The 14,194-nt window shown below is 65.5% G+C and carries 12 protein-coding genes; 2 read left to right on the forward strand and 10 right to left on the reverse strand.

All coding sequences use genetic code 11. The features are described 5' to 3' along the window. Positions 1 to 32: 32 nt before the first annotated feature. The 6 genes from sufB to M9952_13365 all read right to left on the reverse strand — a co-directional run bounded on the left by sufB (position 33) and on the right by M9952_13365 (position 5,162). Complete coding sequence (sufB, locus tag M9952_13340) at positions 33 to 1,430, reverse strand: Fe-S cluster assembly protein SufB (GenBank protein MCO5313909.1); 1,398 nt, start codon at positions 1,428 to 1,430, stop codon at positions 33 to 35. Between the two features lie 93 nt (positions 1,431 to 1,523). Next, the gene (locus M9952_13345; protein ID MCO5313910.1) at positions 1,524 to 2,042 is read right to left on the reverse strand and encodes a gamma carbonic anhydrase family protein; all 519 of its coding nucleotides are present in this window, start codon (positions 2,040 to 2,042) and stop codon (positions 1,524 to 1,526) included. Between the two features lie 44 nt (positions 2,043 to 2,086). Continuing rightward, complete coding sequence (locus tag M9952_13350; GenBank protein MCO5313911.1) at positions 2,087 to 2,590, reverse strand: flavin reductase family protein; 504 nt, start codon at positions 2,588 to 2,590, stop codon at positions 2,087 to 2,089. A 64-nt stretch (positions 2,591 to 2,654) separates the two neighbouring features. After that, a complete protein-coding gene (locus M9952_13355; protein MCO5313912.1) occupies positions 2,655 to 3,251 on the reverse strand; it encodes a hypothetical protein in 597 nt (198 codons plus the stop codon). A 76-nt stretch (positions 3,252 to 3,327) separates the two neighbouring features. Further along, a complete protein-coding gene (locus M9952_13360; GenBank protein MCO5313913.1) occupies positions 3,328 to 4,170 on the reverse strand; it encodes an MBL fold metallo-hydrolase in 843 nt (280 codons plus the stop codon). 134 nt (positions 4,171 to 4,304) lie between these two features. Continuing rightward, complete coding sequence (locus tag M9952_13365; protein MCO5313914.1) at positions 4,305 to 5,162, reverse strand: A/G-specific adenine glycosylase; 858 nt, start codon at positions 5,160 to 5,162, stop codon at positions 4,305 to 4,307. A gap of 253 nt (positions 5,163 to 5,415) precedes the next feature. On the opposite strand from M9952_13365, the gene M9952_13370 reads away from it, so the two are divergent. Next, positions 5,416 to 7,929, forward strand: a complete 2,514-nt coding sequence (locus M9952_13370) for an EAL domain-containing protein (GenBank protein ID MCO5313915.1) — start codon at positions 5,416 to 5,418, stop codon at positions 7,927 to 7,929. Here the strand turns inward: M9952_13370 and M9952_13375 are convergent. Both M9952_13375 and M9952_13380 read right to left on the reverse strand, forming a co-directional pair. Further along, positions 7,883 to 9,199 carry an LCP family protein gene (locus M9952_13375; GenBank protein MCO5313916.1) on the reverse strand — a complete coding sequence of 439 codons (1,317 nt, stop codon included), beginning with the start codon at positions 9,197 to 9,199 and terminating at the stop codon, positions 7,883 to 7,885. The two genes, M9952_13370 and M9952_13375, sit on opposite strands and share 47 nt — an antisense overlap. A 10-nt stretch (positions 9,200 to 9,209) precedes the next feature. Next, positions 9,210 to 10,370 (reverse strand): hypothetical protein, encoded by a 1,161-nt coding sequence (locus tag M9952_13380; GenBank protein ID MCO5313917.1) that lies wholly within the window; start codon positions 10,368 to 10,370, stop codon positions 9,210 to 9,212. 224 nt (positions 10,371 to 10,594) lie between these two features. On the opposite strand from M9952_13380, the gene M9952_13385 reads away from it, so the two are divergent. Beyond that, positions 10,595 to 12,199, forward strand: coding sequence for an acyl-CoA/acyl-ACP dehydrogenase (locus tag M9952_13385; GenBank protein ID MCO5313918.1), 1,605 nt, complete (start codon positions 10,595 to 10,597; stop codon positions 12,197 to 12,199). 37 nt (positions 12,200 to 12,236) lie between these two features. Here M9952_13385 and M9952_13390 read toward each other — a convergent pair whose 3' ends face one another. After that, entirely contained in the window at positions 12,237 to 13,448 is a 1,212-nt protein-coding gene (locus tag M9952_13390; GenBank protein ID MCO5313919.1) for a hypothetical protein, read from the reverse strand. After that, complete coding sequence (locus M9952_13395) at positions 13,445 to 14,128, reverse strand: dienelactone hydrolase family protein (protein MCO5313920.1); 684 nt, start codon at positions 14,126 to 14,128, stop codon at positions 13,445 to 13,447. The genes M9952_13390 and M9952_13395 overlap by 4 nt, the downstream gene beginning before the upstream one ends. Between the last annotated feature and the right edge of the window lie 66 nt (positions 14,129 to 14,194).

Consider the following 14,194-nt stretch of genomic DNA (forward strand, 5'->3'; position numbering starts at 1 on the left):
GCGTTGACCGTCAACGCCAGCCACAGGCGCGGTCAGCCGACGCTGCCCTCCATCTGGAGTTCGATCAGACGGCTCCATTCAACGGCGTACTCCATCGGCAACGTCCGGGTGATCGGTTCGATGAATCCGTTGACGACCATCGACATCGCCTGCTCCTCGGACAGGCCCCGGCTCTGCAGGTAGAACAGCTGTTCATCGGCGACCTTCGACACCGTCGCCTCGTGGCCGATGACGGCGTCCTGGGCTCCGATCTCCATGTACGGGTAGGTGTCGGAGATCGACAGGTCGTCGAGGATCAGGGCGTCGCACTGCACATGGGCCTTGCAGCCGTACGCCCCCTCGTCGACGTGCACCAAGCCGCGGTACGAACTGCGGCCACCGTCCTTGGAGATCGATTTCGACACCACCTTGGAGGTGGTTTCCGGTGCCGCGTGCACCATCTTGGCGCCCGTGTCCTGGTGTTGACCCGGCCCGGCATAGGCCACCGAGAGCACCTCGCCGGACGCTTTCGGGCCGACGAGTGTGCAGCCCGGATACTTCATCGTGAGACGTGACCCGATGTTGCCGTCGATCCATTCCATGTGGCCTTCGGCCTCAACCCGAGCGCGCTTGGTCACCAGGTTGAACACGTTGTTCGACCAGTTCTGAATCGTCGTGTAGGTGACGCGTGCCGACGGCTTCACGACGATCTCGACCACCGCCGAGTGCAGCGAGTCGGAGGTGTACACCGGGGCCGAGCAACCCTCGATGTAGTGCACCTCGGATCCCTCATCCGCGATGATGAGGGTGCGCTCGAACTGCCCCATGTTCTCCTGGTTGATGCGGAAATACGCCTGCAAGGGCATTGGCACCTTCACGCCGGGCGGCACGTAGATGAACGACCCGCCCGACCACACGGCGGTGTTGAGGGCACTGAACTTGTTGTCGTTGAGCGGGATGACGCGCCCGAAGTACTGCTTGACCAGGTCCGGGTACTCGCGCAGCGCCGTGTCCATATCGCAAAACAGAACGCCCATCTTTTCGAGGTCTTCGCGATTGCGGTGAAACACGACCTCGGACTCGAACTGGGCGGTCACCCCGGCGAGATACTTGCGCTCGGCTTCGGGGATTCCGAGCTTTTCGTAGGTCTGCTTGATCGCGTCGGGCAGATCGTCCCAGCTGTCGACCTGCCCCTCGGTGGGCTTGATGTAGTAGTAGATGTCGTCGAAGAAGATCTCCGACATGTCTCCGCCCCACCGCGGCATGGCACGTTTCTCGAAGGCCTTGAGCGACTTGAGGCGACGCTGCAGCATCCAGTCGGGTTCGTTCTTCATCCGCGACATGTCGCGAACGAGTTGTTCGTCCAGCCCCTTCTTGGGCTTGTAGACGTAGTCGACGTCGTCACTCCAGCCGAGCTGGTACTTGCTGAGGTCGAGATCGATGCTGGTCATGGCGCTCCAGTCCGGATTCGCAGGCTCGTAGAAGGCCCGGGCGAATATCTCCTACCGCCATAGTAACAACCCCTGGGGGCGCCGCTCCAGCGCTCAGTCGAGTCGGCGCAACTGTTCCATGTACCGCTTCGAACGGTCGACATAGGACTGCCATCCGATGTCGAACCAGCCTGGGGTGACGGCGTTTTCCTTGATCACGCACGGCACGCCGAGCGCCTGCGCGAGCGGTGGGATCTGCTTGCGGTTCGGCACGAAGGCTCCGGCGCCGACGATCGCCTCCTCCCCCACAACCACCTCGTGCAACACCACCGAGCCGGAGCCGACGAGCGCCTTGTCCTTGATGGTGCACCCTTCGAGATGGGCGTTGTGCCCGACCGTGACCTCGTTGCCGATCGTGGTCGGAAAGTGGAAGGTGGTATGAACGATGGTCCCGTCCTGGATCGACGTGCGCTCACCCACGTAGATGAAACCGTCGTCCCCTCGCAGCACCGCGGTGGGCCAAATCGACGAATCGGCGCCGATCACCACTGAACCGATGATGACCGCGTCCGGATGGACGTAGGCATCCGGATGGATGTCGGGCACCTGGTCCCCGAGTGCATAGATCGCCATGTCGTCCCCTTTTCACCCAGGCCGATGCCAGAACCCTCAACGGGTCAGCCGAGCGGCACGATCTTCGCGTACTTACCCTTGAAGAACACCAACGGACCTTCGCTGTCACGGTCGACCTCGAGGTGTTTCACCAGACCCACGACGATCTCGTGATCGCCGGCGTCGTGAACCGCGTACAAGGTGCAGTCGATGTGTGCGATGCAGCCATCGAGGCGAGGGCCCCCGGTCGCAACCGCTGGAGTCCAGTCGAGCCCCTCGAACTTGTCCTCGGCCCGTGAAGCGAATTGGTTTGACACCGTGTCCTGAGCCTCACCCAACACGTTGACCACGAAATGGCCGGCCCCTTTAATCCGAGCCCACGAACTCGACGATTTCTGGACGCAAAACCCGACCAGTGGTGGCTCGAGCGACACCGAGAAGAACGATCCCACGGCGAGGCCGCCGGGCCGTCCGTCCGCGACGGCGGCAACGACCGTCACCCCGGTCGGAAAGGCCCCCAGCACCTTGCGGTAGTCGGCGGGGTCGATATCGGCGACGTCGTCGGACACGTGGTCTCCTCGATGGCGAACGCTGCGACGCTTCGGCGTCGTGCGCCGCAACGTTACCGCCGATCTACGCGGTCCCGCCCGCCTCGACCAACGACGACACGGTTCGCGCCACGACCTCCCGCGCCGCAGCGAACTCGAGTTCCTGAACCGATCGCAACCGATCCCAGTACTCCCAACTCAAGACCGCGTCGAGCGCATTCAGCACGGTCTCGCGATCGTGTTCGGCCCTCGCCGCCAGCTCCGGGGCGAAGGTCGCAGCCACCTGCGAGCGCAGCCATTCCATTCCCGATTTGAACGCTTCCTGCAGTTCGCCCGGATTCCGGGTCTTGGGCGCCACGACTCGACGAATCGGCGAGATTTCCTCGTGGACCGAAACCCGTGTCGCGACCAGCTCAGCAAGGCGCTCGCCGAGTGGGAGTTCGACCGACGGGGCGACGTATCTCCCCCGCAAGTCGACAAGCCGTGAGCGCACGGCTTCGGAGTAGAGGTCCTGCATGTCGCCGAAGAGCCGAAAGACCGATCGGGTCGACATCGCCGACTCGTCGGCAATCTGTTGCGCCGTCGGCACCTCGCCGGTCGACTCCATGAGCGACATCACCGCATCCAGCACCCGTTGGCGACTCTTGTCGGTGCGTAGCCGTCGGCCGTCGGGACCTGTCACCTCCGTCAGGGTATCAGCGAGGATCCCCTCATCGGACGAGCGTCATGCGCCCCGGACGATGCCGGTGGGCCCCCGATTACACGTCGACGACGAGCCCCTCGGAAGCGGTGAAGATTCGGGGCCCACCCTCTGGAGACCGGCCGACGAGTTCCGACGTGAGGCGATCGATCATGGCGTCGTCGTGGCCCGGGTCATGGTGGAAGAGCGCGAGCGCCTTCACCCGCGATTGGACCGCGACCTCAAGGGCGTAGTCGAGGGTGCAGTGTCCCCAGTCGGAACGCTCATCGAATTCGGCCGGGGTGTATTGGGCATCGTGGATCAACACGTCGACACCGTCGCACAGCGCGATCACGTCCTCCGCGACGCTGGTCGAACCGGCGCCCGGCTGCTGGTGATCGCTGATGTACGCGATGCTTCGCCCGCCGTGGTCGATCCGGTATCCGACGGTCGGACCGACATGTGGCACGTCTCGCGCCGTGATCGTGGCGGTTCCGTGAACGATCGGTTCGCTCCCTGCCTCCGCGAAGGTGATGATGCCCACGAGGTCGTCGAGGCCGACGGGAAACACCGGCGGGCACAGGAACGCCTTGAACACCTCCTCGAGCGATCCGCCCTGTTGTGGCGGACCGATGATGTGCATTTCGGTGCCCGGCTGATGAATCGGAGGGAAGAACGGCAGACCCTGCACATGGTCCCAATGCAGGTGACTCACCAGTGCCGTAGCCCGTAACGGCGCGCTTTGTGCCGCCAAGACGTCGACGCCCCAGAACCGCAGGCCGGTTCCGAGGTCGAGAACGAGCGGGTCGAACCCGTCGCCTTCGACCACGACACATGCGGTGTTGCCCCCGACCCGCTGATTCGATTCACAACAACACGGCGTCGAACCCCTGACCCCGTAGAACGTGATCCTCAGTGTCACCAACCCCTTCGGCACAGCTCCGATCACGCCCCCGACCGGTCCTTCAACCCTAGGCGCAACCTCCCGTTCACCTGAAGGGTCTGTGACCCATTTCATGGCGTGGGCCGGACCCCATTGCCGGTCGCTCCAACCGATCAGGGCAGGCGCAGAAGTTCGCCGTCCACGATGACGAGACCATCGCGAATCAGCGAATCGACGATGCTCCGAGCGCGTTCGAGATCGCCTTCGAAGCCCATGAGCGCGTGGGCGTCGACGGCGCGAACGCCACCACCCTGTAGCGCGCTCAGCAAACGTCCTCGTGCCTGACGATCCGACCCCTCGAATGGCGCTTGGCGGGTCGATACCCCCGCGGAACCGATGGCGGGGTCTGGGAGCGAACCTCGATCGTTCGCCCACACACACCACGACGACAGCGGGCACTGCTCGCAGTCCGGCCTCGGTCGACACAGGCGATTGCCGAGATCCATCAGCGACTGATTGTGCGCCCATCCATGCCCGGCCGCGACGAACTCATCGGCCTCGCGTTGCGCCTCGCGCTGGGACAACCTGCGGCCGCACCGGCGCGCCAGGACGCGTGCGATGTTGGTGTCGACGACTCCGACGTCGCGCTCAAAGGCAAACGCCTGCACCGCCCGGGCGGTGTAAGGCCCAACCCCCGGAAGTGCCAGGAGGTCGTCCAACTCGCTCGGAAACCTCCCGGCCTCAGCGATGACCCGGGCGCTTTCCCACAGCGCCTTCGCCCGTCGCGGGTAGCCCAAGCCTTGCCAGACACCGAGTATCTCGGACAGCTTGGCCGAGGCGGCCGCGTCGGGGGTCGGCCACCGCTGCAGAAACTGCTCCCACCGTTCAACGACCCGATCCACCTGGGTCTGCTGGGCCATGACCTCGGACACCAGGATCGCCCAGGGATCGCGCGATGACCTCCATGGCAACGGGCGGCGCACCGGTTCGCCCCATCTCAGCAGCGCCCGCTGCTCCTGGCTCAACGACATGGGGCCCAGTTCACCAGCCGCGAGAGGCCTTCGAAAATCTGGCGGATTCGTCAACTCGGCTGGCTCACCGCCGATGTAAAGGGACCAGCCGATGCAGGCCGCAGCGAGCGGCCCCAGGCGACCAAGAATCGTGAACCGCTCCCTACTGCTTCGACCGCCCGGCCCACAGCGCGCCCCCGCTTTCGACGGGCGCCGCACCGGTGGCGCCGCGCACGTCTCCACGTCGTCGACCCGCCTGCTTCGGCGCCACTTGGTGACCCAACGCTCGCTCACGGTGCCGCTCGCGGTGATCATCACCCAGGTGTCGCAGTTCGGGCCACATCGATTGGCGACCGCCGCCGCGGCCGTCGCCATCGGAGCCGCCGAAATCATTTTGTTCTGGCACCTCGCCGCGCGTCACCCGCGATCACTCGCGCTGTTGACCTTCCTCGACTTCGCCGCGGTGGCGGCCGTCGGGGTCGTCGTCCCCCAACTGTTTCAGTGGGGCGTGTGTATCACCGTCGTGTCCATACCCGGTCAGCACATTCACCATGGGCGTCGGATCGCCACCTGGTCGCTCCTCGGTGGGACCGCCTTCTACGCCTTGGTGGGCTTGGGTGCTGGCCTTCCGAACTGGGCACCCGCAGTAGCGCTGTTCGCCACGGCGGGTTTCAGCACGACGACGTTGATCGCCCAGTCTGCCGACGAAGCGTTGCGGGTCCGAACCCGATTCACCGACCTGCTCGACCGGCTCGACATCATCGCGTTCGATTCGCCTGCAGGCTCCCCCAACTTCAGGTTTTTCAGCGACCGGATCGAACAGGTGCTGGGTTACTCCACCGACGAATGGACCCGTCGGACAACGTGGCTTGAGCGGCTGCATCCGGCCGATGTCGAGGCGTTTTTGTCCACCCTCGAAACCGGCACTCCCGGCACCTCGCACCTCACCACGCTTCGGGTACGCGGACAGGACGAACGCACCGTTTATCTGCTCGCCCAGGTCGTCTGGCGTGAAGAGGGCCTGTGGGGCATCTTCATCGACGTCACGAGGAACCATGCCCAAGAGCGGGAGATGGCTGCGCTCGGCGATTTCCTGACCCAAATCCCCTACGCGTTGGAAATCGTGAAGGTCGACCATAGCGGCGAGGTGCCGGAGTTCGAACTGATCTCTGCCAGCAAGGCCGCGGAGGAGGCGATCGGACTTCCGGTCACCGAATCCACCGAGGGCTGGCCAGAAGCCAGTCGGTTCGTCGACACCTGGCCACAACACCTCGCGGCCTTCGCCGAGGTCGATCGCACCCAGACCCCCATGCAGCCCTCCGAGGTGCGGTGGAGCGACGGTGCCGGGACCGAGCGGTGGATCACCGTGCAGGCGTTTCCGATCGCCCGACACCACATCGGGGTCGTGTGCGACGACGTCACCGACCGGGTTCAAGCGGCCGACGCACTCCGTGTCCAGGCGCTTCACGACTCGCTGACCGGACTGGCCAATCGGACGATGTTCGGCAACGCCATCAGCGAGGTCCTCACAACCGTCAACGATGTGAGCGGCGCCGTGCTCCTGATGGACCTTGATCAGTTCAAGGAGGTCAACGACGCGCTGGGGCACCACCACGGCGACCGCCTCCTGATCGAACTCGCCAACCGCCTGGAATCCATCACGACCAGCGGCCATCTCGCGGCTCGGCTCGGTGGCGACGAGTTCGCGGTGCTGATGCCCGAGGCGACGGCCCGCGACGCATTCCAATACGCAGCGAGAATCCGCGACAGCTTCGCCCGACCGATCGTCATCGACGGCATCACCCTCCAAACGAATGTGAGCGTCGGCATCGCGCTGTTTCCCGACCACGCCAGCGACGCCGACGGGCTCGTCCAACGGGCAGACTCCGCGATGTACCAGGCGAAACACGACGGCACCGGCGTGGCACTCCACAAGCCCGACGACCTCAACGACGGTCTCCGCAGACTGCAGATCATCGGCGACCTCCGCTCCGCGATTGCGAACGGCGAATTGCTGTTGCACTACCAGCCAAAGGTCTGCTTCGAGGCCGGGGGCATCGAAGGACTCGAAGCCTTGGTCCGCTGGCAGCATCCCACCCTCGGAATGCTGCCCCCCGACGAGTTCATCGGTCTCGCCGAGGTTTCGGGGCTGATTCAAGACCTCACGATGTACGTCATCAGAGCGGCTGTAGCGGACACTGCACGATTGCGCGAGATCGGCGTCGACCTGCCGGTCGCGGTGAACCTGTCGGCGCGCAACCTGTATCACCCGCGCCTGCTCGCCATCATCTTGCTGGCGCTCGAACGCGAAGGCGTTCCCACCTCGGCCTTCCGTATCGAGATCACCGAATCCGAACTCATGGATGACCCGTCCACCGCGATGGTGGTCCTCCAACAACTTCGCGACCACGGCGTGCAGGTGTCGATCGACGACTTCGGTACCGGCTACTCATCGCTGTCGTACCTTCGCGACCTGCCGATCGACGAGATCAAGATCGATCGCAGCTTCGTCGCCGACATCACCGACGGCGACGATGTCGTCGTGCGTTCGATCATCGACCTGGGCCACGCACTCGGCGTCGACGTGTTGGCCGAAGGTGTCGAGACCGTCCAACAGTGGCACCACCTTCGGCGCCTCGGATGCGATGTCGGTCAGGGGTACCTCATCAGCAGACCGTTGAATTTCGATGCGCTCGTTCGGTTCCTCGCAGATCGCGCCGAGTTCGGTCAGCCGCCGTGGGTCATTGAACGAAGTCAGGAAGCGGACACGACGTCGAGCCAGCGTTGAGCTCGTTCAACACCGCGTTGGCATCGCCTTGAAGGCGAGCGACGGGAATGTCGCCATCGTCGAGGCTGTGATGCAGTTCGATCGTGTCGTAGCCGGACCCCAACGAGGCACCGAGCCGCGCGACATCGATCAGTTCCGTCGAGGCGCTGAGCGTCACCGCCTGGGATCCACTCCACGCAACCCGCTCCAGTTGCAGCAGGTTCCACCACCGCGAGCGAAGGCGCGCGACGACCGACTCCAGCAGCACACGTTGGTTCTCCTGGCGGTTGTCGTCGGAGCCCTCCACGCTGACCCAGCGACCATCGACGAGGTGCTCCATGTGCCGCGAACGGGCCCATGCCACGGCCTCGATCCCATCGAGCAGGGTGGTGCCCTCCTCCAACGAAAGCCCGGTGGCCCGATCCCGCGAGGGGTGCTCGGCGCTCACCTCCACTCCGCCAAGCCCATCGACGATGTCGGCCACACCGGCGAAATCGACGACCGCAGCATGGTCGATCTCGATTCCCAACGTCCGACAGAGGCTGTTGAGGGTGCTGGCGGGGCCGTCGAGCAGGGTCAGCGCCAGTCGGTCGGCGCCCACCCCGGCGCGAAAGACCACGAGATCCCGCGGGATCGACACCACCAGAGCCGACGCCCGATCGCGACGCTTTTGGACCACGATCAGCGCGTCTGCCCGGCGCCCGGGCACCGCGTTGGAATCGCCGAACGCTGCGACGTTCGCGCCGACCGGCACCGCGCCACGATCGTCGGAACCGATGAACAACCAGGTGTCCGCCGAGTCGCTCGCCAACGCTGTCACCATCGGTTCGCGGTCCACCCGGTGCCACAACACCCCGGTGTTCAGGCCCGCGACCGCCAGCGTGGCAGCACTCGCGATCGCGACCCATCGTCGAAACCGCGGGGCCGCCGATGCCACCGGCCTGCCGTCCGCGACCGCCACCGACCGGTCGCGATCTGCGGTCTGGTAACGGCCCGCACCGTCGATCGGAGGTGGCGGGAACAGCGTGACGAGGTGACCGAGCACCTCGTCGACGAAGGCGGTCGGCCACCACGCTGAGAGGGTTTCGCCCGTCTCAAGTCGCAACTCGATCTCGAGAAGTCCGTCCACCGGTTCGGCGAAGGCATCGAGCGCCACGACCCGGCGAAGATCGATGTGTTGTGCCCCTCCTCCTGCGCTGTCCCAGAGGAGAATCGAGAGCCGTTGCGGCGACGCTGCGAACCCACACTCGGTCCAGGTTCCATCGGACCTGCGAGCCCACCCGACGGTCATCGGAGATTGATCAGTCGTGTAGCGACGGTGAAGCGACACGACGGCGGACCCCAACCATCACCGAGGCGCCCAGGCACATCACGCCGAGCGCGATCAACAGGAGTTCGACCGACGATGCACCGGTGAACGCAATCGGCGATGCACCGCCTCCCGTACCGCTGGATCCGCCGGTGCCTCGCTGGGACGACTCCGAGCGAACCGCGACCGCGGTCGGTTGCGAGGTCGACGTGGGCGAGGTGTTGGGCAGGAGGCTCGACGTGGTGGTGGTCGGGCTATCGGTTGCTTCGGTCGACCCCGGGGACGTGGTCGAGGTGGCACCGGCGGGCGTCGTAGTGGTCGTGGTCGACGAGGTCGATGAGGTCGATGAATCGGACCGAGCGATCCGTCCCGCTGCGCTCAGCGCTCGCGGCCGATGCGACGTGGATGTCGCGTTGATCGCCCACATGTGGTGATCCCCGACGGGGGTCGCGGCCGGCACCGTCACCTCGGCGTCGACCTTGCCGGACCCGTTTGCGGTCGTCGAAAGCAGCACCACTGGATCTGAGTACAACACGATCGTCACTTGCTCCCCGGGGGCCCATCCCTCGCCGCGAACTCGTGCGTTTGCGCCCGGAGCGATCACCTCAGGCGTGATTTCAAGGTCGCCGTCAGACGCTGGCGGGTTGGGCCCCGGCCGCACCACGACCTCGGCCGGTGCGTAGTAGAACCCTGCTCCGTTGTACCCGTTGTACCCGTTGTACCCGTTGTAGCCGTTGTAGCCGTTGTAGCCGTTGTAGCCGTTGTATCCGTTGTAGCCGAAATAGCCGCCAGCTCCCACGCACCGCGCCGTCAACAGGTAGGTCCCCGGCCGGACATCGTCCGGGACTGTCAGGACCGCCGACCACGCACCGGCCACGGACGAGGTGACGACATTGAGCGCGAGAAGGTTGCCCTGATCGGCGGTAAACAGGCTGAGGAATACGCTCGAATTCGCCGGACACCCGTCTGCCCATACACTCACCCCGGATCCGGGCAAAGCCGGGCTGCCGGAAACGAACAATGAGCGCTGCAGAGCTCCCGATCCCGCGTCGTCCTGCGCCCCCGCATACTCCGCCGGGGCGACAAGAGCCCCGAGCACCAACGCGACGGTCGCGAGCGCAAACCGGCGCGCCAAACGCCACTTTCCAGCCATATTAATCCCTGCCCCTCAATTGAATGTCGCTCCAAACGAGGCCCGAAGATCCCGTCAAATCGACGTGGCCGAATATAGCAATCATCCACATTCCCGCGTCAAGGAAAACCTCGGCACCCGTTTGACGAACGGCCTCCGCACGCGCCGGTCGACGGCGCATCACCCGGCACCAGCACCGGCACGCAACCTGTCGGAGTCGGTTACCGGGCGGTAACATCTGAGCCATGACTGACCTCACCGCTGCAGCACAGGCACTTTCGGCCGCACAGAACGTGGTCGACTCGGGCATTGCCCGTCTCGCCGAGATCGGCATCGACGACAACCAGGTGCTGGCCTATGACGTCGCGCATGGCGCCGCGGCGGTGCAGACGGGCCAGAGCCTGTTGAACTCCTACGGCGACAAGGGCGAGATCGAAGCGAAGATCACCGTGGCGTTCATCGCCGACGCGATCGCCGAGATCGCCGGCAAGGTGTTCGGGCGGGAAGAGGAATGGGGCGTCGGATCCGACGCGTTCGATACCGCCCGTTCATTCGTGTCGACGTATCGCAAGCCCGAGTTCCTGGCCTCCCTCGCCGGTGAGCAGGGCCCCCGCCACCTCTCCGACGACTTCGAAATGGTGCAGGACACCTTCCGGCGCTTCGCGGATGAGAAGCTCAAGCCGATCGCCGAGCACATCCACCGCTCCAACGGCGACATCCCCGAGGAGATCATCGAAGGTCTCGCGGAGATGGGCGCCTTCGGGCTGTCGATCCCCGAGGAGTACGGCGGGTTCGCGTCCGGCACCGACGCCGATTACATCGCCATGGTGGTCGCCACCGAGGAACTCTCGCGGGGCTCCCTCGGCGCCGGTGGTTCGCTCATCACCCGTCCGGAAATCCTCGCCCGCGCCCTCGAGGCGGGCGGCACCGAGGAACAGAAACTCGAATGGCTGCCCAAGCTGGCGACGGCCGAGGTCATGAACGCGGTCGCGGTGACCGAGCCCGACTACGGCTCGGACGTGGCGGGCGTGACCGTCGCGGCCTCGGCCACGGCGGTCGACGGCGTCGAGGGCTACCTCATCAACGGCGTCAAGACGTGGTGCACCTTCGGCGCTCGTGCCGATGTGTTGATGATCCTGGCCCGCACCGACCCCGACCGCTCCATCGGTCACCGCGGCCTGTCGATGTTCATCAGCCCGAAGCTGCGCGGCGACGGCCACGGCTTCGTGGTCTCCCAAAGCGACATGGAAGGAGCCGGCAGCGGGAAGATGGAGGGTCGTCCGATCGACACCATCGGCTATCGCGGCATGCACTCCTATGAGATCGCGCTGGAAGACTGGTTCGTGCCGGCCACCAACCTGATCGGCCTCGACGGGGGCATCGGCCGCGGCTTCTACTACCAGATGGCCGGCTTCGAGAACGGCCGTCTCCAGACCGCGGCCCGGGCGCTCGGCGTCATGCAGGCCGCCTACGAGGCGGCCGTCGACTACGCGAATGAGCGCAAGGTGTTCGGCCAGACCGTCGCCGAGTACCAGCTCACCCAGGCGAAGCTGACCCGCATGGCGGTGACGATCCAGGCGAGCCGGCAGTTCTCCTACGACGTCGCCCGCCTGATGGCCAAGGGCCAGGGCAAACTCGAGGCGTCGCTCATCAAGGCCTACGTCTGCAAGGCCGCCGAGTGGGTCACCCGCGAGGCCATGCAGATCCACGGCGGCATGGGTTATGCCGAGGAGTACGACGTCAGCCGCTACTGGGTGGATGCCCGTGTGCTGTCGATCTTCGAAGGGGCCGATGAGACCCTGTGTCTCAAGGTGATCGCCCGCCAACTCGTCGCCAACCACAAGGGCTGAGCACAGGGCCTGACCACCAGGCCTGACCGCCCGGGCTTCACGCAGCAGCGGCGAGTTCCTGTGGAGTGAATTGCTCGTCGAGCAGTCGGGCAAAGCGACGCGGGTCACCCGCCATGAATGCCCGGCACAGCCGGTGACCTTCGGCGTAGCAAAAGACGTACGCGCGCCACGTCGGATCGGTGAGGAAGCGAACCATCTGCGTGGCGCGGGCCTCGTCGATGACGAACCATTGCTGCGCCGTGCGCACGACGTCGTCCACCGGAGCGGCGTCCGCGTGCAGCATCAACGCCAGGGTGCCGCGCGCTCGCGCCAGCGTCTCGGAAAACACTGACAGCGCCTGCACCGACTCGAGTTCGATGTGAACACCCGCGTCGCGCAGCATCGGTTCGGTGGCCGCATGGGTGTCGGGGCCGACGAGGGCTTCGAGGCCGAGGTCGGCAAGCCCCTCCGCCAACAGACACGAGGGCGTGCCGATGAGCGCGATCGACTGTTCCAGTTGGCCACGCTCCCGGACGAGTCCGAGCTCCTTGCGACATCCCTCGGTGTGATGGCCCGGGTAGGCCTCGTGGGCAATGAGATGGGCGATGGAGGTCGACAACACCGGCAGGTCGGTGTTGATCGTGACGAGCGAATGGAAACCACCCTGGTACACGTTGAACCCCGACCACGGCTTGTCGCTCACCAGATCGAAGCTCACACCCTCTTCGTCGGGAAGCCCGAACGCCGCACGGGTTCGGGCACGAAGTTCCTGGGCAAGGTTGTCGATGACCCCGCGAAGCTTGTCGACAGGAATCACGTGGCGTTCGCGCATGGCTGCCAGCCGCTGCGACAACGGGGCGGACGCTTCATCGGAGGCCCCCTTCAACGCACGGTCGAGCGCGTGCTGAGCGGCCATCACCTCGTCGGTGGTGATCCGCTCCGGGCGAACGCCGTAACAGAGTTCGACTTCGTCGAGGTACCCGATCCGCTCCCCCGCAAGGTGTCGTGCGACAGTGTGAAGTCCGACGGTTTGGCTCCGCAGCCAGCGCGCCCGAGCGGATCCGAGGTGGGTGTCGGCATCGAACTCGGCGATCAACTCGCCCGCAGCGTCGCGCAGTTCCTCCGCGGGCCGCACGGGCTCGGCATCGATCCGATCACGCCACTGCTTGGGGCCGTAGTAGGAATCGACGATGTCGGGATTGTGGCGACCGAGGCGAAGCCCGAGTTCGACGTAGCGACGAACCGGCGAATCGATGTCCGAGTCGCTCATCCGAGCGCGTCGGACAAGAACGCCAACGTCGAGTCCCACGCCGCCGACGACGCCTCGGCGTTGTACACCTCGGGACGATGATCGTTGAAGAAGGCGTGCTCGACACCCGGATGGATCGTGATCTGGGCGTCGACGCCGGCGTTGCGCATCGTCTCTTCCAACCCTCGGGCAAGGTCGGGGCCGAAGAAGCCGTCGAGTTCGGCGAAGTGCCCACGCACCGGTGCGGTGACGCTCGACCAGTCGGGGGTCGCGCCCTCCCACGGGATGAGTCCGTAAAACGGTGCGCAGGCGCCGATCGCGTCGGGTCGCGATGCCGCGAGCACGAGCGCCAAGCCGCCGCCCATGCAGAATCCGATGACGCCCACCTTCTCGGAGGTGACCGACTCGTCGGCCTGCAGGAAGGCGATGGCGCCGGCCATGTCCTTGACCGCCTGGCCGATGTTGAGCGCCATCATCAACTTGCCGGCCTCGTCGGGTTCTGTCGTCGTCTCGCCGTGGTACAGATAGGGTGCGAGCGCACTGAACCCGGCTGCAGCAAACCGGTCGCACACCTCCTCGATGTGAGGCACGAGCCCCCACCATTCCTGAATGACGACGACTCCGGGCCCGCCACCTTCGGCCGGGGCGTAGTACCCCCGTGCGGTCGACCCATTGCTCGGAAATTCAACGATGCTGCCCATCGACACAACCTACCGCCGACGATGACCACGCGGCGGCGCAGCTACCGAATGGTTCCGCTGGCGACG

It is taken from the genome of Microthrixaceae bacterium (assembly GCA_023957975.1).
Lineage (GTDB): Bacteria > Actinomycetota > Acidimicrobiia > Acidimicrobiales > Microtrichaceae > JAMLGM01.